Annotated in this window: 18 protein-coding genes; 10 read left to right on the top strand and 8 right to left on the bottom strand. The window is 33.3% G+C overall.

Annotation, left to right across the window (positions count from 1 at the left end):
- Window positions 1-50: 50 nt before the first annotated feature.
- From lepB to ACQ654_RS21920, 6 genes are all read right to left on the bottom strand, one after another.
- Window positions 51-1,616, bottom strand: a complete 1,566-nt coding sequence (gene lepB / locus ACQ654_RS21945) for a signal peptidase I (protein ID WP_430412488.1) — start codon at window positions 1,614-1,616, stop codon at window positions 51-53.
- Between the two features lie 96 nt (window positions 1,617-1,712).
- Complete coding sequence (gene dapB, locus ACQ654_RS21940) at window positions 1,713-2,414, bottom strand: 4-hydroxy-tetrahydrodipicolinate reductase (RefSeq protein ID WP_430412487.1); 702 nt, start codon at window positions 2,412-2,414, stop codon at window positions 1,713-1,715.
- A 32-nt stretch (window positions 2,415-2,446) separates the two neighbouring features.
- Window positions 2,447-3,052, bottom strand: a complete 606-nt coding sequence (locus tag ACQ654_RS21935; RefSeq protein WP_430412486.1) for a DUF5683 domain-containing protein — start codon at window positions 3,050-3,052, stop codon at window positions 2,447-2,449.
- The gene (locus ACQ654_RS21930; protein ID WP_430412485.1) at window positions 3,042-3,947 is read right to left on the bottom strand and encodes a ParB/RepB/Spo0J family partition protein; all 906 of its coding nucleotides are present in this window, start codon (window positions 3,945-3,947) and stop codon (window positions 3,042-3,044) included. Before ACQ654_RS21930 ends, ACQ654_RS21935 begins: the two co-directional genes overlap by 11 nt.
- Before the next feature lie 5 nt (window positions 3,948-3,952).
- Window positions 3,953-4,723: a ParA family protein gene (locus tag ACQ654_RS21925; RefSeq protein ID WP_430412484.1), complete on the bottom strand. Its 771-nt coding sequence runs from the start codon at window positions 4,721-4,723 to the stop codon at window positions 3,953-3,955.
- A gap of 301 nt (window positions 4,724-5,024) precedes the next feature.
- Window positions 5,025-7,877, bottom strand: coding sequence for a M16 family metallopeptidase (locus ACQ654_RS21920; RefSeq protein ID WP_430412483.1), 2,853 nt, complete (start codon window positions 7,875-7,877; stop codon window positions 5,025-5,027).
- A gap of 277 nt (window positions 7,878-8,154) precedes the next feature.
- Between ACQ654_RS21920 and ACQ654_RS21915 the strand changes: the two genes are divergently transcribed.
- From ACQ654_RS21915 to ACQ654_RS21885, 7 genes are all read left to right on the top strand, one after another.
- The gene (locus tag ACQ654_RS21915) at window positions 8,155-9,879 is read left to right on the top strand and encodes an OstA-like protein (protein WP_430412482.1); all 1,725 of its coding nucleotides are present in this window, start codon (window positions 8,155-8,157) and stop codon (window positions 9,877-9,879) included.
- Window positions 9,880-10,392: 513 nt separating this feature from the next.
- Complete coding sequence (locus ACQ654_RS21910) at window positions 10,393-11,574, top strand: aspartate aminotransferase family protein (RefSeq protein WP_430412481.1); 1,182 nt, start codon at window positions 10,393-10,395, stop codon at window positions 11,572-11,574.
- Between the two features lie 197 nt (window positions 11,575-11,771).
- Window positions 11,772-13,172 carry a tetratricopeptide repeat protein gene (locus tag ACQ654_RS21905; protein WP_430412480.1) on the top strand — a complete coding sequence of 467 codons (1,401 nt, stop codon included), beginning with the start codon at window positions 11,772-11,774 and terminating at the stop codon, window positions 13,170-13,172.
- 96 nt (window positions 13,173-13,268) lie between these two features.
- Complete coding sequence (locus ACQ654_RS21900) at window positions 13,269-14,210, top strand: DUF368 domain-containing protein (RefSeq protein ID WP_430412479.1); 942 nt, start codon at window positions 13,269-13,271, stop codon at window positions 14,208-14,210.
- Window positions 14,211-14,229: 19 nt separating this feature from the next.
- The gene (locus tag ACQ654_RS21895; protein WP_430412478.1) at window positions 14,230-15,246 is read left to right on the top strand and encodes a DUF368 domain-containing protein; all 1,017 of its coding nucleotides are present in this window, start codon (window positions 14,230-14,232) and stop codon (window positions 15,244-15,246) included.
- The gene (locus ACQ654_RS21890) at window positions 15,221-15,982 is read left to right on the top strand and encodes a shikimate dehydrogenase family protein (protein ID WP_430412477.1); all 762 of its coding nucleotides are present in this window, start codon (window positions 15,221-15,223) and stop codon (window positions 15,980-15,982) included. The genes ACQ654_RS21895 and ACQ654_RS21890 overlap by 26 nt, the downstream gene beginning before the upstream one ends.
- A gap of 123 nt (window positions 15,983-16,105) precedes the next feature.
- Window positions 16,106-18,181 carry a DUF349 domain-containing protein gene (locus tag ACQ654_RS21885; protein ID WP_430413042.1) on the top strand — a complete coding sequence of 692 codons (2,076 nt, stop codon included), beginning with the start codon at window positions 16,106-16,108 and terminating at the stop codon, window positions 18,179-18,181.
- A gap of 230 nt (window positions 18,182-18,411) precedes the next feature.
- Here the strand turns inward: ACQ654_RS21885 and mazG are convergent, their stop codons facing one another.
- A complete protein-coding gene (gene mazG / locus ACQ654_RS21880; protein WP_430412476.1) occupies window positions 18,412-19,185 on the bottom strand; it encodes a nucleoside triphosphate pyrophosphohydrolase in 774 nt (257 codons plus the stop codon).
- A gap of 176 nt (window positions 19,186-19,361) precedes the next feature.
- Here mazG and ACQ654_RS21875 point away from each other — a divergent pair, with 176 nt between their 5' ends.
- From ACQ654_RS21875 to ACQ654_RS21865, 3 genes are all read left to right on the top strand, one after another.
- The gene (locus ACQ654_RS21875; RefSeq protein ID WP_430412475.1) at window positions 19,362-19,769 is read left to right on the top strand and encodes a hypothetical protein; all 408 of its coding nucleotides are present in this window, start codon (window positions 19,362-19,364) and stop codon (window positions 19,767-19,769) included.
- 47 nt (window positions 19,770-19,816) lie between these two features.
- The gene (locus ACQ654_RS21870) at window positions 19,817-20,260 is read left to right on the top strand and encodes a DinB family protein (RefSeq protein ID WP_430412474.1); all 444 of its coding nucleotides are present in this window, start codon (window positions 19,817-19,819) and stop codon (window positions 20,258-20,260) included.
- A gap of 198 nt (window positions 20,261-20,458) precedes the next feature.
- Window positions 20,459-20,938 carry a hypothetical protein gene (locus ACQ654_RS21865; protein ID WP_430412473.1) on the top strand — a complete coding sequence of 160 codons (480 nt, stop codon included), beginning with the start codon at window positions 20,459-20,461 and terminating at the stop codon, window positions 20,936-20,938.
- An 81-nt stretch (window positions 20,939-21,019) separates the two neighbouring features.
- Here ACQ654_RS21865 and ACQ654_RS21860 read toward each other — a convergent pair whose 3' ends face one another.
- A complete protein-coding gene (locus ACQ654_RS21860) occupies window positions 21,020-21,433 on the bottom strand; it encodes a DUF5606 domain-containing protein (protein WP_430412472.1) in 414 nt (137 codons plus the stop codon).
- Window positions 21,434-21,482: the final 49 nt, after the last annotated feature.

Below are 21,482 nucleotides of genomic sequence, written 5' to 3'. Positions count from 1 at the left end.
CTCATTATCAAATTAACACATTACTTTATTGTTGCATCAGTATATTTGACTTACTTTTTTGCTGTTTTCTTTTTCTTTCTAAAATGATTGAATACAAACCAACCTGCCAATAAGATTAAGAAATACTTAAAATATGAAACTGGCGAACCTTCTCCACTTACCGTTGTAAATAATCGATTCCAACGTATTTTATTGATTCCTGTTGCTTTTGAATCCCAACTAAACCAAACAAATACAGGCTTTCCTAAAACATGATCAAACGGTACAAATCCCCAACTTCTAGAATCTTGCGAGTTTCCTCTGTTGTCTCCCATCATCCAATAATAATCTTGATTGAATGTATATGAGGTTATTGCTTTTCCATCTATTAAAATTTGATCGCCTTCAACTTTTAAGTTTTGTCCTTCATATTCCGAAATAGCACGTTTGTATAATGGTAAGTTTTCTGTTGTTAACGCAACTGTGGCGCCTTTTGCAGGAATGGTAATTGGTCCGAAGTTACTATTATTGAAGTTGTAATTTTTTGAATGTGGAAAAACAGTCTTGTCACGTGTGCCTTTTGGCAGTGTATGCTTTGTTACTGAGAGTACATTTGGATGATTTTTTAAACGTTCCGCCGCTTCTTCTGTAACGGCATGAAAAAGACAAGTTCCATTGGTATCAATATTCATGTAACCATCTGTTATGTCATAACGGTCATGTAAAATTTGATCATTGAATCGAGCTCCTTTTGTTTTCACTAAATAGCTAAACTGCAACTTCGCTCTATCTGGCAAATCGTTTTGAATTCCATTTGTATATACAAAACCATCACGAACTTCAAATTTATCACCTGGCAACCCAACACAACGTTTTACATAGTTAGAGCGTTTGTCTAGTGGTTTGTATAACGTTGGACTATTTCCTACATCTATAATACTGAGTGTATCTGCTGGCCAGTTAAACACCACAATATCATTACGCTTAATGGTTTCAAAACCTGGAAATCTAAAATATGGTAATTGAGGTTTTGACATGTATGATTTCATTCCTAAAACAGGAATTGCATCATGTACCATTGGCGCTGCAACAGCTGTCATTGGTGTTCTTGCTCCGTAATGTATTTTACTCACAAACAAGAAATCACCAACCAATAATGTTTTTTCTAATGATGAAGAAGGAATTACAAAAGGTTGCATTACATAAGTATGTACTAATGTTGCGGCAACGACTGCAAATAGTATAGAAGCAATCCACTCGCCTGCGGAAGTTCTTGGTTTTAAACTTCTGTCTTCCACATATTCCACATCTAACATATAGTTTACATAGTAAATGTAAAAACCTAAAGTTAATACTACAGCGACAGTTTCAAAACGTTCTGTACGACCAAAACTACGAATGGTTTCTACCCAAAGTACAGGAAAAACTATCAGTTGAATGATTGGAATGAATAATAATATAACCCAATACCATTCTTTCGGTCTATTTATAATTTGCATTAAAACATACGCATTATATATAGGAATTGCCGCTTCCCAAGCTTTTCTACCTGCTTTCACATAGAGCTTCCACGTTCCCAAAAAATGAACTACTTGAACGAATAAGAAAAATAGTAAGAATGCTTGTGTAAAGGTCATTTGTTGTATTTTTTATAATTCAGTACTGCATAAATACTGAATCTTGTTGGTTATTCACAAATATATACTGTGAAAATTAATCTATTTTTATGTTTATTAAATGTTTAACACGTCTTTCATTGTGTAAACGCCTTCTTTGTCTTGAATCCATTCTGCCGCAACAACAGCTCCAAGTGCAAATCCTTGACGATTGTGTGCTTCATGTTGAATAGAAATGGTATCAATGGTTGAAGTGTATGTAATTTGATGTGTTCCAGGAACTTCAGGAATACGTTTTGCTACAATTGGAATTTCAGTAACGGTTTCTCCTTTTTCAAGTTTCCAGTCTGTATATGTTGTATGTTCAATAATTCCTTCGGCTAACGTAATTGCTGTTCCACTTGGCGCATCTAGTTTTTTGGTATGATGAATTTCTTCAATGTTTACGCTGTAATCTTCCAACTGCGACATCATTTTTGCCAAATATGCGTTCATTTCAAAGAAAATATTTACGCCTAAACTAAAGTTAGAAGCATACATAAATGCTCCTTTTTCCGATTTACACAAAGAAACAATTTCTGCATAACGATCTAACCAACCCGTAGTTCCTGAGATGACAGGAATTTGTTGTTTGACACAGTGTGAAATATTCTGAAAAGCGGCTGACGGAATGCTAAAATCGATTGCTACATCTACCGTAGAAAAGTCGTAGCTTTCTATGTCATTTGAAATTTTATGAATAATTGTATGTCCACGTTGACGTGCAATTTTTTCAATCTCCTTCCCCATTCTACCATAACCGAGCAATGCAATATTCATACCTTGTATTTTTTGAAGCTACGTTGAAGAAGCTAAAATTTGAAATTGAGCGTAAGCCCTAAATTTCGATTGAAATCAATTTCATTTTGATCTATATGTGGTCGAAACGAAAGATCATCACTCACATTAAATTGCAATAAATGCGCATCTACATTGGCGTCAACAATATTTAACACATACGCAACAACCGTTAGTAATAACGATAAATCACGGTTGCGTTGGTAAAATTCTTGCGCGTCAATTAGTGCATCTGCATCAGGTACAACGATGCTAAATTCGTCTTTCATACCTGCCAAACGTTGTTTGTAGGCAGTTCTGTACCGATTGTATTGCTTGTTATTACTGATGTAGAAATATACGCCTGTTCCCAATGCCGCATATACGATAGGGATTTTCCAATATTTTTTATTGTAGGCTTGCCCTAATCCTGGCAAAATTGCAGAATAGAACGCTGCTTTTGACGGCGATAACGGATCGATAACTTTTTTTTCTTCAACAACTGTTGCGTTTTCAATTTTTAAAACAGATTCTTCCGTTTGAGTTTCCGTTTTCTCTTTCTCCTTCTCTTCTTCTGTTTGCGACCATGCATTGGTTACAAAACATAAGCAACATAATACTATGATGATTTTATTTCCCACTTTTTAGTAATTTTTTGATTCGTGAAAAATCTTGTTCTGAATGAAATGGAATGGTAATTTTTCCTTTTCCGTTTGTACCAACCTTTACATCTACTTTGTGTCCGAAATATTCAGAGAAATCACGAATTCCTTTTTTGACAAATTTTGGAACATCAGCTGTTTCCTTTTTTGGCGTTTCAATTGTTTTATCTTTTTTATAATTTTTTACCAATTCTTCTGTTTCGCGAACAGATAAAGATTTGGAAAGAATCATTTCATAAATTTCTAATTGATCGTTTGTGTTTTCAACATTTACCAACGTACGCCCGTGTCCCATACTTAAAAAGCCGTCACGCATACCAGTTTGCACAATTGGATCTAGTTTTAGCAAACGAAGATAGTTTGCAATGGTAGAGCGTTTTTTCCCAACACGCTGACTCATTTGCTCTTGTGTTAAGCTAATTTCGTCAATTAATCGTTGGTATGATAATGCAATTTCGATTGGGTCTAAATCTGAACGTTGAATGTTTTCTACCAACGCCATTTCTAACGATTCTTGATCGTTTGCAATGCGCACATATGCAGGAATTGTTTCGAGTCCAATTAATTTAGATGCTCTAAAACGACGTTCTCCTGAAACCAATTGAAATTTCTCAAAACTAAGTTTACGAACTGTAATTGGCTGAATAACACCTAATTCTCTAATTGAAGATGCCAATTCGCGAAGTGATTCTTCATTGAAGTTCGTTCGTGGTTGAAACGGATTTACTTCAATTGTATCAATTGCTAATTCTACAATATTTCCAACTACCTTGTCTGCATTTTTATCTGAAACTGATGTGATATCATTTTTAGGATCTTTTAGTAATGCGGACAATCCTCTTCCTAATGCTTGTTTTTTTGTTGCCTTCGCCATAAATCTTATTTACCACTATTTTTCTTAATCACTTCGTGTGCTAAACTTAAATAATTGCTTGCACCTTTACTTCCTGCATCATAATTAATGATACTTTCTCCATAACTTGGTGCTTCACTTAATCGTACATTTCGTTGAATGATGGTTGAAAAAACCATATCGCTAAAATGTTTCTGTACTTCTTCTACAACTTGGTTGGATAAACGCAAGCGCGAATCGTACATTGTTAGTAATAACCCTTCAATGTCTAATGACGGATTGTGTATTTTCTGAACACTTTTTATCGTGTTTAGTAGTTTTCCTAATCCTTCTAACGCAAAATATTCACATTGTATTGGAATCATGACAGAATCTGCCGCTGTCAATGCATTTAACGTCAATAATCCTAACGATGGTGCACAATCTATTAATATATAATCATATTGATCTTTGATTGGCTTTAGTGCTTTTTTCAGCATATATTCACGTTGATCTTTATCAACCAATTCTATTTCAATTGCTACCAAGTCAATGTGTGCAGGAATGATACTTAAGTTTGGTGAACTCGTTTCCATAACTACTTCAACAGCACTTACGGTGTGTTCTAATAACTGATATGTGCCTTTCTCAACAGCTTCAACATCAATTCCTAAACCGGAAGTTGCATTTGCCTGTGGATCAGCATCAATCAATAAAACTTTCTTTTCAAGAACGCCTAATGATGCCGCTAGATTGACAGATGTTGTAGTTTTTCCTACACCACCTTTTTGATTTGCAATAGCAATTATTTTGCCCATGTTTTGTTTGAGGATTTTAAGCGATAAAAATACAATTATTATTGAGTTAATAAAATGAAAATTATTAACAACTATGATAATCTTTCGTTAAAACTAAATTAAAAGGACATTAAGCATCAATGCATGTGTAATATAGTGCAAATCAACTTGCGTTTAAAGGTGTAGTTACTAGCTATTTCCCTTTTTAGATGGATGCAGTTAATTGCTACTTTTGAGCACGTTTTTCAGAATTCTCAAAATTGAGTTTTACTAAAAAAACCGCTTAGAACTAACTAAGCGGTTTTGATCTGAATTATTGATTTTATTTTTCAGGATTGTGAATTCCTAAAATGTAATCGCCATTTAAATATTTTTTAGCCACATTTTGAATGTCTTTTGCTGTAATTTCATTGATAGCACTTTCAAATTTTAATACTCTGTTTACATCTCTATCCATCATATTAGAGTTTGATAAATAACGCAACCAGAAGTTATTCTTTTTGATTTGCTCTTTGCTTTCCAACAGGTTCGATTCTTTTACTTTGTTTACATCTTTTTCCGTTGGTCCATTGTCAATGATTGTTTGTAATTCTGCCAAAGCGGCATCTTTTAATTTGTCTACATTTTCAGGACCACATGGGAATGTAATTCTGAAATTGTACCAACCATACGGATATGAACGTATGTTTCCGCTAGCTCCAGCACCATACACACCACCTTCTTCCTCACGTAATTTTTCGATAAGTTTGATACTTAATATCTCTCCTAATAGTTGCAATGATCTTGCTTCTTTAGAATCGTATTTTGTTTCTCCGTTGAATACAATTTGTACAGAACTTTTAGGATCTTCTCCTTTTTCAATAACTTTCGTATGTTTTCCAGTTAATGGGCGGAACGTTGAAAATTTTGGTTTTTCATTCGAATTTTTACCTGGCAAACTTGCCAAATATTTTGTAGCAAACGCTTCAAGTTTTTGCTCATCTACATTTCCAACAAAATAAAAATTGAAATCTCCTGCATCTGCAAAACGTTCTTGGTATTTTTCGTATGCTAAGTTATAATCGCTCGCGTCCATCATTTCAGGAGTTGGAAACCCTTGATATCTTGGATTTTTCCCATTCATGAATTCTCCCATTTTAAATTGAAAGTAAAATTGAGGACTTTTCATAATGTTTGTCAAGAATCCTTTTTGTTTCGTTATAAAAGAAGTGTATGCCTTTTCGTCTTTGTTCAACTTTGTGAAGTATAAATGTGTCATTTGGAATAATTCCTCTAAGTCTTTTGGTGTTGCACTTCCATTAAACCCTTCCGTATATCCTCCAATAAAAGGTGATACACGTGCAATTTTTCCAGACATCATTTTTCGTAAATCAATTTTTGAGAATCCATTTACGCCAGCTTCCGCTAATCCTTGATTTGCAAAACCAATTGTATTAAATTCTTCATCAGTATATAATGAACTTCCTCCAAAACTAAATCCTGAGAATAATATTTCGTCGTTTTTAAAATCAGTTTTCTTATATATTACTTTAGCGCCATTGCTTAATGTTAGTGTTGTGACACCAATTTTATCATTTGTATCTCTTTTAACAATTGTTCCTGCAGGCGGCAATTTTGAAATTAAAGAACTGCCTACTTCTTTATCTTCATAAGGTTTGATATCTTTTGATTTTATACCATTAAGAACTGCCAATACTTGTGCTTCTGTAATTTTAGGTGTGTCTTCTTTTTCAGGACCTGTTAATACAATTACTCTATTTGTATCTCGTAAATATTCATTGATCACTTTGTTAATTTCTTCCAATTGTATTGTTGGCAATTGCTCGTTATAAAAATTATACGTCCATTCAATTCCTGGAATTGGTCTTCCTGATAAAAAGTTACTCACATATTGTCCGACAATTCGGTTCGATTCTAATTTATTTCTATCCTTATATGATTTTTCAAGTCGTGCTAAAACATTTTTCTTAGCGCGTTCAAATTCACCTTTTCCAAATCCGTATTTACGAGCGCGTTCGTTTTCTTCAAGTAAGGTTGATAATGCTGTTAGTTGTCCGTCAGCAGCAGACATTGCTGTAGATTGATAAGCTTCTTTGGTTCGTGCCCAAGTTTCACCATGATAACTAGATCCAAAAACAAAAGGTGGATTTTCAGATTCTGTCAATTCACTTAAACGATTATTTATCATTTGTGAGAACAAACTTTTTACAATTTGTTCTCTGTAATCGTCTGTAGTTTTCACTTTTTCAGGAGTTCCTAAATCTTTAAACATTATTTGTACTTGCGTAAAAGATGCTTCTTTGTCAGTTTCAATAGCTACAAATGTTTCATCATGATTTTTCACATCATATGTCACTCTTGGTTTTGGATTTACCGCGGCAGGAATTTTTCCAAAGTGTGATTTTATTTTTTCTTCCAGAACGGCAACATCTACATCTCCAACAGCAATAACTGCCATTAAATCTGGTCGGTACCAATCTTTGTAAAATCTGCGTAAGCTTTCGTATTTGAAGTTTTCTAAGTTTTCTTTTGTTCCAATTGGCAAGCGTTTTGCATATTTAGAACCATACATAATTTTAGGCAAGTATTTTTGCAACATGCGTTCATTTGCACCTTTTCCTAAACGATATTCTTCCAATACAACACCTCTTTCATTATCAATTTCTTCATCGGTTAATAATGCATTGTGCGCCCAATCTTCAATAATTTGAAATCCTTTTTCAAGTTTTTCAGGATCGTCGCTTGGTATTGGTAAAATATAAACTGTTTCGTCAAAACTTGTATAGGCATTTAAATGTGCACCAAATTTCACTCCAATACTTTGCAAATAATCAACGAGCTCATTCTTTTTAAAGTTTTTGGTTCCGTTAAAGTTCATATGTTCCATAAAATGCGCCAATCCGCGTTGGCCTTCATCTTCCAAAATTGAACCTGCATTTACCACCAAACGGAGTTCTACTTTATTTTCAGGCTTTCCATTATTTCTAATATAATAGGTTAATCCATTGGAAAGTTTACCCATTTTCACATTCGGATCTACAGGAATTTCAGTTCCACCAATTAAAGTGGTTTTTATATCCTCCGTATCGTTTTGTTTTGGTTGTGCAGTTGCATAAAATGAACTACCCAGACTAATGGCAAATATAAGCCCAAAGAGAAGTATTTGTTTTTTCATGATTGTGGTTTTAATTATCTCGTGTATTTAAAATTACAGTTAATGTTACACACATAATTTTTAAATATTAAACTTTTAACATTAAATTGTGAGTTTAAGACTACTATTTACATTTCATAATGTCTATTTTATTCTATAATAAGTAGTTCTAAAACGTTCGAAGTTAAAAATTCATAATTTTTAAGCATTCCTTACAAAAAAGATTATTTTTGATCGAATTTTTAATCGTACGAAGTTAAAAAGATACGATTAATATCATTACTAGAGTAGCGCTTTTATGAAAAAAATATTCATCTTATTTTTCTTAGTACAGATAGCATTTGGACAAAATCCAACATCCAAAAAAGGAGAAACTGTCATCAAAATCATATATGGTGGTGATTTAAAGGTGGATGAAAATAAATATCCTGGAGCAAAAGTCTTTTCTAAAACCGAAACTGGTCAAGTCCGATTTGAGCATGAAGGAATGGATTTATGGTGTGATAGAGCTGTACTTTTTCAAGATAGAAATTGGGTAAAAGCCTACGGAAATGTATTTATTCAACAAGGCGATTCTGTTGAAATGTCTAGTGAATACATTGAATATGATGGCGATACAAAATTAGCCGTTTCAAAACGAAATGTACGCTTGCAAAATACAGACATGGAACTTACGACCGATACTTTGTATTTTGATCGAAACTTGCAAGAAGCCTATTTTACCACAAAAGGAGTTGTAAAAGATAGCGCCACAACGCTTACAAGTATTGAAGGTCGCTATTTTATGGAAAAAAACAAGTATCAGTTTTTAAAAGATGTAAAAATTACAAATCCAGAATATACCGTAAACTCTACACAATTAGATTATTACACAGATTCAAAACACGCGTACATGTATGGCCCGTCTACTATAAAAGGTGAAGAATATACTATATTTTGCAAGCGCGGATTTTACAATACAATTACGGAAAAAGGATACTTTATAAAAGAATCACGGATTGATTACGACAACCGAATCATAAATGGTGATAGTTTGTACTTTGAAAAAAGTACTGAATTTGCGTCAGCCACCAACAATATAAAAATTACGGATACCATAAATAACATGATTCTAAAAGGTCATTATGGGGAAGTTTACAAAGCAAAAGATTCTGCTTTTATTACCAAACGTGCGGTTGCTATTAGTTTGGTGGAAGAAGATTCTATGTACATTCACGGAGATCGATTGTTAGTTACTGGTCCAGCCGAAAACAGAGTAATCAGAGCTTACAGAAATGTGAAATTTTTCAAAACAGACATGAGCGGAAAATGCGATTCATTGTTTGCAGACAACAAATCTGGAATTACAAAAATGGTGCGAAATCCAATTCTATGGAATGGTGACAGTCAAATGACTGGCGATACAATCTTTTTAATTTCGAATGTAAAAACGGAAAAACTAGATTCATTAAAAGTAATAAACAATGCTTTTATTGTTCAAAAAGATACGCTTGGCGAAGGCTACAATCAGGTAAAAGGAAAAAACTTATATGGGAAATTTGAAGATAACAAGTTATATGAAGTAGATGTGGTTAAAAATACAGAAGTTGTTTATTTCATGTACAATGATAAAAATGAATTTATCGGAATTGACAAAACAATTTGTAGCGCAATCAACTTAACTTTGAACGAAAATCAAATTGAAGATATCACCTTCTTTACACGACCTGATGGTATCATTTATCCTGATAAAGATTTACCAAAAAATGCCCGCAAACTACGTGGTTTCATTTGGCGTGGCGACGAGCGCATGTATTCCAAAGATGATATTTTTGATGAAGATGACAACAACATTATCTTGCCCGTAATTCGTGGTGTAAATAACGCTATGGATCCGTTGGAAGAAGAACAAAATCCTGACGAAGAAAAAGACAAAACAGTTACGAAGGCAAAAGCAATTCCTCCAAAAAAGAAAAAAGTCTTCGAGAAAAAGAAAAAATTGGTTGCACAACCGAAATCGAAAGCTACAGTAAAAGAGCAGTAAATTTAGATTTTATATGAGCTGTACTGAAATCTAAATCATACATAAACAACTTTTTATTTAAAATTGGGCATTCAATATCAAAAGTTAACTTTCCAAAAACTTAAAACATTGAATTCATGAATCTTCTGAATCAAAACTAATCGTATAAAAAAAGAGGATAACCTTTGTAGATGTTATCCTCTTTTGTAACCAACCAACCAAAACTTTATATTTCTTAACTTATTATTATTATTATGTAATTTTTTATTTTTTATTACATTACAAAGATGCAACAAAACTCATTATCGTGTTTTACAGAATTTTAAGATTCTCTTACAGAATTATTATTTTTTACTAATTTCTTTTCAAATTATAAAAAGATTGTTTTTAGCGTTTTAAAGAAACCAAAAAATTAGTCGTTCCAATTCACTTTCCAAAACCGTAAACATTCAACCTTTCAATCATTTAATTTTTCAATTTCTAAGCATATAACTTCGTATCTTTGCACACATATTTTTTGAAGGAGATTTTTACATGAAAGAAGATTTTTTCACATACCAAGCACAAACAACGCCGCATCCGTTAGCCATGGAAATATCACATGCAGACGGAAGTTATATTTACGATACCAACAACAAAGCCTATTTAGATTTTGTTGCAGGCGTTTCTGCGTGTAGTTTAGGCCACAAACACCCAAGAGTTGTCAATGCAATAAAAGCACAATTAGACAAGTATTTGCATGTAATGGTATATGGTGAATATGTGCAAAAAACTGCTGTAGAATTCACAAAACTATTAGCTTCGCAATTGCCAAATCCGTTAGAAAAAACATATCTCACAAATTCAGGAACAGAAGCCATTGAAGGTGCTATGAAACTTGCCAAACGCGTAACTGGTCGTTCTGAATTAATTGCCGCAAAGCACGCATATCACGGAAATACACAAGGCGCAATGAGCATTATGGGTTTTGAAGAACGCAAAAGTGCTTTCAGACCTTTATTACCAGCTATCAATTTTATTGAATTCAATAATGAAGCCGATTTAGCAAAAATTACCACAAAAACGGCTGGTGTCATTTTAGAAACGATTCAAGGTGGCGCAGGATTTATCGAACCTAAAAACGACTATTTAAAAAAAGTAAAACAACGTTGCGAAGAAGTTGGTGCATTACTAATACTAGATGAAATTCAACCTGGATTTGGGCGTACAGGAAAACTATTTGGTTTTCAAAACTATAATAGTGTTCCGGATATTGTTGTCATGGGAAAAGGAATGGGCGGCGGAATGCCTGTTGGCGCATTTACAGCTTCAGCAGAACTAATGGATTCTTTACAAGATCAACCAAAACTTGGACACATTACAACATTTGGTGGTCATCCTGTAATTGCCGCAGCTTGTTTGGCAACATTACGAGAAATTACGGAAAGTGATTTAATGCCGAAAACCTTAGAAAAAGAAAAACTATTTAGATCATTATTACATCACAAATACATTGACGAAATTCGCGGAAAAGGCTTAATGCTTTCGCTAATTATGAAAAACTCAGCCATTGCAAATCGTATAATACTAGGTTGTCAAGAAGAAGGTTTAATTCTATTTTGGCTCCTTTTTGAACCAAAAGCGGTTCGAATTACGCCGCCATTAACGATTTCATCAGCAGAAATAAGGCAAGGTTGCGCTATAATTATGAAAGTTTTAAACACAATTGAAGACTAAATAAGTCCCGTATTCGTTATAAATACTAACACTGCCAACCTCGCTAAAAAACAACCCGCTAAAAATCAAATAGTTGTCAAATTTACAACTATAATTATTGTTGATTATTTTGTTGAAAACAAAAATAAATTCGTTTCAAAACAACAGAATGTTCGACTACATTTAATGTAATAGAAAACTAAAAACGCGTATTGCCTATGCTATTTAGCTCTAATGAAGATCAAAACTTTGCTTTATCGAGATTTGAATCGATGTTGAAAACCAATAATGTTTTCTTTTTCGATTCTGCTGAATTTGAAGATATCATTCATCACTATCTTGATTCTGGAAAAGTAGGTTTGGCAAAAAAAGCCATCAAAATAGGACTAGAACAACATCCGAGTTCTGTGAGTTTAAAACTCATGGAAATCGAACTGATGGTATTCGAAAATAAACTTGACGAAGCCGAAAAGTTGCTGGACGCTTTGTACATATTAGAAACTACAAACGCAGAAGTTTATATCCAAAAAGCAAATATTCTTTCTAAAAGAGATCAGCATTACAAAGCTATTGAATTGTTGAAAATGTCATTAGAATACAGTACTGATTTAGCAGATGTAAACTCGTTAATTGGTATGGAATATCTATTTATAGACGATTTCAAAGAAGCCAAAAAACACTTTATGAAGTGTATTGAAATTGATATTGACGACTATTCTTCTTTATACAATACCATTTATTGTTTTGAATTTCTGGAAGATATTGATGGTGCAATCAACTATTTAAACGAATACATCGACAAAAATCCATATTCGGAAGTTGCGTGGCATCAATTGGGAAAACAATACTTCATCAAAAAAATGTTCGTAGAAGCGTTAGCCGCTTTTGATTTTGCAATTATTGCAGACGATCGTTTCATTGGTGCATATCTTGAAAAAGGAAAAGTACTCGAAAAACTTGGCGAATACAAAGAAGCAATTCACAACTATCAAATAACACTCGAATTGGACGATCCGACTTCGTTTGCATATTTGCGTATGGGAAAATGCTACGAAAAACTGGGTAAAAATGATTTAGCAGTAAAATTCTATTACAAAACGGTTCATGAAGATCCTTTACTAGACAAAGGCTGGACAGCCATTACAGATTTTTATGTAAAGCAAGAAAACTTTCAAAAAGCGTTGTATTACATCAACAAAGCGATCAATATTGATACAGAAAATGTTTCATACTGGAAACGTTCTGCGGAAATTCATAGAGCATTACAACTTTATGAAGAAGCAGACATTGCGTATCAAAAAACGGTTGAACTTGGTAATTATGAGCTTTCAACTTGGATTGCTTGGGCAGATATATTAAAGCTTTTAGGTGAATACGAAAACACAACTCATGTTCTATTACAAGCATTGGAATTTTATCCAGATCATGCACGAATAGAATACAGATTGGCAGGTGTTTATTTCACTCTTGGCGAACAAAACAAAGGAACATTTCATCTAAAAAATGCATTGCGAAACAATTTCAAAAAACATTTACTATTTCAAGAACTATTTCCAAATGTATTTATGCGTGTTTCTGTAAAAAATATTATTTCACAATTTAAAAAATCGTCCACATAAAATTCCATACTTTTGCGTGTACATTCATTCTTAGAAATAACCTTAAATTATTGCTACAGTTTTGAATGAAGTAAAACTCACAATACACAACAACACATGAATAGAAGTCTATTCGATTACGTAATAATCACGCTAAAAGGACTCGCAATGGGCGCGGCAGATGTAGTTCCAGGTGTTTCTGGCGGAACGATTGCCTTTATATCTGGAATATATGAAGAACTCATTACGTCCATCAATAATGTAAATTTAGACTTGCTAAAAACGTTGAAAAACGATGGTATAAAAGCCGCATGGAAACAACTCAACGGAAACTTCTTGTTCGCGTTACTTATTGGAATTGCAATCAGTATTCTATCCTTAGCAAAACTCATCAAATCATTACTAAACAATGAACCTGTATTACTATGGGCGTTTTTCTTCGGATTGGTTATTGCAAGTATTCTATTCATCGGAAAACAAATAAAAGAGTGGAACTGGAAAACGATTCTTGGTTTTACGCTTGGCGCGATAGTAGCCTATTACATTACAACATTACCAAGTGGCGATCAAAATATGAGTTCGTCATGGTTTATATTCATAGCTGGCGCATTGGCAATTTGCGCAATGATTCTTCCAGGAATATCTGGAGCGTTCATCTTGGTACTTTTAGGTGCGTATGAAACTGTTTTGGGCGCTATAAACGATAAAGATTTCAAAACAATTGCCATTTTTGCCGTTGGAGCAATTGTCGGATTGTTATCATTTTCGAAAATATTAAAATGGTTGTTTAGTAATTACAACAACATAACATTGGCAGTTTTATCAGGATTCATCTTAGGTTCATTAAACAAAATATGGCCTTGGAAAATCATTACGGGAACACGTGTAGATTCGCACGGAGATACCGTAAATGTATATGGAAAAAGTATCTTACCAAATACATTTGAAACTACAAATAATTTAGATTCTCAACTTCTTTTTGCAATTGTGTTGATGGTTGTCGGATTTCTGACTATTTTTATAATGGAAAAATTCGCGAACAAAAAACAGTCTAACTAATGCTCAATCGCTAAAACACATGCAAAGCACTCGAACGCTAAAAGATAAAATCTTTCTTATGATTAAAGGGTTAGCAATGGGCGCGGCAAACAAAGTTCCGGGTGTTTCTGGTGGCGTTGTAGCATTTGTTGCAGGTTTTTACGAAGAATTTATCTATTCGTTACAACGTATCAACGGAAAAGCATTCAAACTACTTTTTAACGGACGTTTTAGAAGTTTCTATCAATACATTAACGGGAAATTTTTAGGATTACTCATTCTAGGAATGCTAATTAGTTATTTTAGTGTTTCCAAAATTCTCGATTATTTCATTCAGCATTTCGAACTCTATGTGTGGGCGGCTTTTTTTGGAATGATTCTCGGCTCTATTTATTACATTGGAAAAGATTTCAAACACTGGAATCGTGCTACAATACTGAGTTTATTGATTGGAATTGCAATTGGAATCGCGATTAGCTTGATGAATCCTGCCAAAGAAAATGATCATTTAGCTTTTGTTTTTCTTTGTGGAATTATAAGTGTTTCAGGCATGACATTACCCGGACTTTCAGGTTCGTTTATTTTAATTCTTCTTGGAAATTACGTGTTGCTTTTGGTTGATTCTGTAAATGCTTTGTATGATACAATTGCAGATATGCTACGAGGCGATTTCACTTTTGCGAGCAACCCTGAACGCATTCGTGATTTAAAAATTTTAGCCGTATTTACAGCAGGTTCCACTGTCGGATTGGTCACACTTTCCCACCTACTAAACTATGTTTTAAAACACTATAAAAATAGTACAACTGCAATCATTATCGGATTTATTTCAGGTTCACTTGGCGTTGTTTGGCCTTGGAAAGAAACCATTTATAAAACAGATGAAGCTGGCATATTTTTACTCGATTCAAATAACAAACAAATCATTCAGAATTATAGACGTTTAATTCCTGATTTTGCCAACAGCGAAACGTGGACAGCTATTTTCTTTATTCTGATTGGAATTTCAATAGTATTAGCTTTAGATTGGTATGGAAAAAGAACTCGAAACCTATAATTCACTTTTCGGATTGCTCGGAAAACACATTGCATATTCGTTTTCTAGAGGTTATTTTAAAGATAAATTTAAAGCTTTAAAGCTTCAAGATCATCACTATACAAACTTTGATATTCCTTCGATTGAAGACTTTCCGGACATCATCAAAAAATATCCAAATTTAAAAGGTATAAACGTAACGATTCCCTACAAAGAAGCCGTGATTCCTTTCTTAGACGATTTACACAGAAAAGCAAAAAAAATAGGCGCTGTTAACACGATTAAAATCAAAAAAGACGGAACTTTAAAAGGCTACAATACAGATTTTTATGGTTTTAAAAAAGCAATTAAACCCTATCTAAAAAAACATCACAAAAAAGCACTAATTCTTGGAACTGGTGGCGCATCAAAAGCCATTGCTTTCACTTTTGAAGAATTGGATATTGATTATAAATTCGTTTCCAGAAAACCCAAAAATGAGCACACAATTTCGTATCAAGATTTGAGCGAAAAGCTCATGAAATCGCATCCAATTATCGTGAATTGCACACCTTTAGGAACATTTCCGAAAATTGAAGAATGTCCAGATATTCCCTATAAATATGTGTCTAAAGATTTTTTATTGTTCGATTTAATCTACAATCCGTCAGAAACTACCTTTTTAAAACTCGGTCGATTGCAAGGTGCACAAATTGCAAATGGCTATAAAATGTTAGAGTTTCAAGCAGAAAAAGCTTGGAAAATCTGGAATTCTTAAAAAAACACCTCTTTTTTAGTCTATTTAATACAGTTTCTCATCTGTAAAACTTTGTTCTTTTATTTCTTGTTAGTATATTCGGACTTTAAAGCTAGAAAAAGAACGAACCCAAACATTTTTATGATGTTAGAAGACAAAAATGATGAACTGCAAGATGCAGCAGGAAATTTAGAATCACAACCAACTCCAGCGAAAGAAGTTGAAACTAAAATTGAAGCTGAAGCCGAAACAGAAGTGAACGCTACGGAAGAAGTTGTAGAAGAAACTGCAAACACTGTTGAAGAAACTGCTTCAGAAGAAATTGAAGAAGATACTACAGAAGCTGTTGAAGTTGAAGCTACTGTAGAAGAAACTGTGTTGGAAACAGATGAAAATGTTGAAGAAGTTGTAGATGACTCAGAGCAGACGATGTCAGAACATCAAGAAGCTGTAAACGAAGTGCATGAAAATGTTGCGGAAGATGCGGAAGATGAAAGTTCGAATGAACGTCATGAAATTCCTGTGTTAGATTATCATACAATGACGATGGAAGCACTTGTAACTGAATTAGAAAAACTAGTTCAGAACGAAAAAGTGCAAGCTATTAAAGATCACGTTGACGGTATTAAAACTGAATTCAATTTAAAATTTAGTGAAGTTTTAGAGCAACGTAAAGAAGAATTTATAGCAGAAGGCGGAAATAGTATTGACTTCAATTTTTCACTTCCAATAAAAGGAAAGTTTAATGTTGCGTACAATGCATATCGTACAAAACGTTCGGATTATTATAAGAGTTTAGAAAGAGATTTAAATGCCAACTTAGAAAAGCGTTTGTCCTTAATTGAAGAACTCAAAGGTTTGTTAAATGTTGAAGAAAACATCAATACAACCTACAAACACTTTAAGCAAATTCAGGAAGAATGGCGTAGTGCAGGTTCAATTCCGAAAACGCAATACAACAATGTTTGGCGTACGTATCACCATCATGTAGAACGTTTTTATGACTTTTTGCATTTAAATAGAGATTTACGCGATTTAGATTTCAAACATAATTATGCTGAAAAGCAAAAAATTGTAGCCCGTGCGGAAGAATTGGCACAAGAAGATGATGTCATTCATGCGTTTCGTGAGTTGCAAAATTTACACCGAATCTGGAAAGAAGATATTGGTCCGGTTGCAAAAGAATTACGTGAAGACATTTGGAATCAATTTAGTGCCGCTACAAAACTTATTCATGACAGACGTCAGGAATATTTCAAAAATATAGATAAGGTTTACGAGCAAAATTTGGTCGTAAAAGAAGAAATTATTGAAAAAATAAAAGAAATTTCTGCAGGAACTTACAATGTTCATAATCAATGGCAAAATAAAATTAAAGAGATTGAAAAGTTGCGTGAAGCGTTTTTCAATGCTGGAAAAGTGCCACTAAAAGTGAATGAAGCTACGTGGGCAAAGTTTAAGCAAGCTGTTCGTGAATTTAACGCAAATAAAAACACATTTTACAAATCGTTAAAGAAAGAACAACAAGATAATTTAGCAAAAAAACTAGCATTAATTGAGTTGGCTGAATCGTTAAAAGATAGTGACGATTGGGCAAACACAACTCCAAAAATGAAGAAAGTACAAGCTGATTGGAAGAAAATTGGTCATGTGCCAAAGAAAATTTCTGATAAGATTTGGAAACAATTTAAGAATGCTTGTAATAGTTATTTTGACAAACTACATGCACAGAAAAACAAAGCTAACGAAGGCGAATTAGAAGCTTTAGAGAAAAAAGAAGCCTTTTTGGAAGCTACGGAAGCATTTGAATTATCAGGTGATACAAAACAAGATATTGAAACGATTAAGGAAAAAATTGCCGAATGGAAAACGATCGGTAGAGTTCCTTATAACAAGAAAAATATCGATAACAAGTTCAACAAAGTAATTGACGGATTGTTCAAGAAATTGAATATTGACAAGCAAGAATCGGAGTTGATTAAATACAGCAACCGCTTGGATAATTTGGATGCGGATAAAATCAATTCGGAACGAATTTTCATTCGCAGAAAAGTTGATGATATTAAGGCTGAAATTCGTCAGTTAGAAAATAATTTACAGTTTTTCTCTAACTCATCGTCAAACAGTCCAATGTTGAAAAAAGTACACCAAGATATTGAAAAGCACAAAAGAGCATTGGATACTTGGAAAGCGAAATTACAGCAATTGCGTTCGTTGTAAAACTAGAAATGAGTATTGAGATTTTAGTATTCAGAAATTTCAAAAGTGTCATATAATATATGAAAGCCATTTAGGAAACTAAGTGGCTTTTTTGTTTTTGAGTGTTTGTTAATTTGTTGATTCGTTGTTTTGGATGTTGAATTATTATTTAATTACAAACTGAGAATAAAGAAAATAGAAATATAGCTAACAGCGAAGCGTTTCTAAAATTCTATGAGTGAAGTGAAAATCTATAACTTCTTCGCTTCTTCCCAAAAAACGTCCATTTCGGCAAGTGTCATATCCACCAATGGTTTGTTAAGTCCAGCAGCTTTTTGCTCCAAATATTGAAAACGTTTGATAAACTTCTTGTTGGTACGTTCTAAAGCATTTTCAGGATTTATTTTGAGGAAACGTGCATAATTTATCATAGAAAATAATACATCACCAAATTCGGATTCCATCGCTTCTTTGTCGTCTTTTGCAACTTCTACCTGAAACTCTTCTAATTCTTCTTGTAATTTCTCCCAAACTTGTTGTGGTTCTTCCCAATCAAAACCTACACCAGCAACTTTATCTTGAATACGATTTGCCTTTACCAACGCTGGCAAACTTTTCGGAACACCTTCTAACACAGATTTTTTCCCTTCTTTTAATTTTAAGTTTTCCCAGTTTCGTTTTACATCTTCTTCATCATGTACCTCAACATCACCATAAATATGCGGATGACGATTGATGAGTTTTTCACAAATTCCATTGGCAACATCTGCCATATCAAAATCGTTGGTTTCACTTCCTATTTTGGCGTAAAATACGATATGCAATAATAAATCGCCCAATTCTTTTTTGACTTCATCCAAATCGTTTTCCAAAATTGCATCACCCAATTCATAGGTTTCTTCAATTGTTAAATGACGTAAACTTTGCAGTGTTTGTTTTCTGTCCCACGGACACTGCTCGCGCAATTCGTCCATGATAGTGAGTAAACGATCAAAGGCTTCTAGTTGTGTTTTTCTGGAATTCATAGGTGTTTTGTATCAAGATTGACAAAACTACTAATTTCAGTCGCAATCTCCCCTATTTTCATTGTGGAACGTAAATACTATTTACATTTTCTGTTGATTCAGTATCTATTTGCTACCTTAGATTGAATTTAAGTTTGATCGCGCAAAGCGTATTATTTCACATAAAAAATTATCATATGACTATTTCACACAAGTTTATTTCTAGAGGATTCATCTTGGCAGGACTCATGAATATGAGTGTTTTGATTTTTTCAAATTATTTTACCAATCCAGTCATTTCTAAATATGATCCAGATGTAATGTCAAATTTTGGATTATTAATGATTGTAATTTGGGGATTGGCGTACATTTCAGTTGAAAAAGTATATGATAAAGTGAGATGGCTCGTTTTAGTTTTTGCGATTGAAAAATTAATTTACGGATATAACTGGATTCAATGGATTACAACTTCGAGTGTTTCGGAAGTGTATGAAGAAAGCGCAATGGCAGGAATATTTTACGCCATTTACGGAGTAAACGATTTACTTTTTTGTATATTTTTTATATATGTATTTATACGCTTGGTAAAAGCGAAAAACAAGTAATTTTAATTACATTTTAAATTGACTGATAATTCTATTTAACACAACTCATGAAATCTTCTTTATTACAATTATATACAAGAGAATTAGACCGATTTGCTTCAGAAATTGAACTGTATGAACACGAAGTTTCTCTTTGGAAACTGGCTATGAATATTTCTAATTCTAGTGGAAGTTTATGTTTACATCTTGTTGGAAATCTGCATCATTTTATTGGAAAACATTTAGGAAACACAGATTATGTACGGCAACGAGACGCTGAATTTTCCACAACAGATGTTTCAAAAGCAATCTTACTTCAAGAAATTGACGTAGCAAAACAAATGGTGATTACAACATTGACAAATCTCCCGGAAGGAAAATTACAAGAAAACTATCCTATTGAAAAAAACGGAGAAACGGTTACCACAGAATATATGTTACTGCATTTGTTTTGGCATTTGAGTTATCATGTTGGACAAATTAATTATCATAGACGATTGTTGGATAGCTAGATTGTTGGGTGTTTGAAAACGGAGTTTGTTAATTCGTGTTTTGTTAGTTTGAGAATTCATAATTCATAATTCAGAACTCATAAACTACTAAAAAAACATGGCACGCTTTATGCCTATAGAGAATAGATAACGCGGATTTTTGATAATGCTATCATAGAATTCCGTATTTTTGAAATATTATAAAAAACTTTAATAACGATGAAAAAATTATTGATCGCACTTTGTTTTCTATGCATAGGATTTAACGTGCAAGCACAAGAAACAGACGAACAAAAGCAAGCGAGAGCAATGGAGTTAATGTCTAAGAAAGTAGAGATGACCGTTGATACAGAGCTTTTTATGGGTGTAACAGCAAACACCTATGTTTCTGAAAGTCCGAAAGCTGTAATTATGGCAATGATGGTTCCTGAAACGTATGAAGCTTCAAAAAAGAAGATGGATACCGAAATGAATGACAAATTCAAGGTTACCAAAAAAGGTGAAAAGAAAGTTAACGGTGTAAACGTTTTGTTTATGGAAGGAACAAGTGAAGCGGAAGGCGTTACATTAAACAATACTATTTACTGCGTAAAATATGACGAAAACACATGTATTATGTTTATCGGAATGGCAGAAGAAGGTGCTGATAAAAAGTATGTTGATGCTATTAAAGCTGCCGCTAACTCTATCATTAAGTAGTAAAAATACACACTACCTCATAGAACTAAAAAATCCAGCAAATTGCTGGATTTTTTTATGACTAAACTTGTTATTTTGATACTATTCTTCTTCGTTAGAAGCTTCCGCAGTAAAATCGGTCATTCCTTTTGAATGTAATAAATTATACCACTGAATTACTTTTTTAATATCACTTGGATATACTCTATCTTGATCGTAATCAGGTAATACTTCTTCAAAGTAATCTGCTAATACCGCTTTCGATTCTTTATGGTTTACAGACGTTGCCGCACCATTTTCTTTTGCTTTTACCTTTTCTAGTACTTCTGCTAACGGAATTTCTTCTGTGTTTGTATAGATTGCAATTTCAGATAATAAACTTACATTGTGACGTAAGCTTACTGAAATTTTCTTTCCATCAGATAAAGATTCTGCAACAAAACCATTACGGGTTTGTGTCTTTAATTCATAAAGTCCTGGTTTCCCAGAGATCGCTAATATTTTTTCTAAACTCATAGTGTATTTTTTATAACTTTAGGATAGCAAATATACATATTGTACATAT

The organism is Kordia sp. (genome assembly GCF_965283645.1).
Taxonomy (GTDB): Bacteria; Bacteroidota; Bacteroidia; order Flavobacteriales; family Flavobacteriaceae; genus Kordia.
The sequence above is the reverse complement of the archived record's forward strand: the minus strand, read 5'-3'. Positions and strand labels throughout refer to the sequence as shown.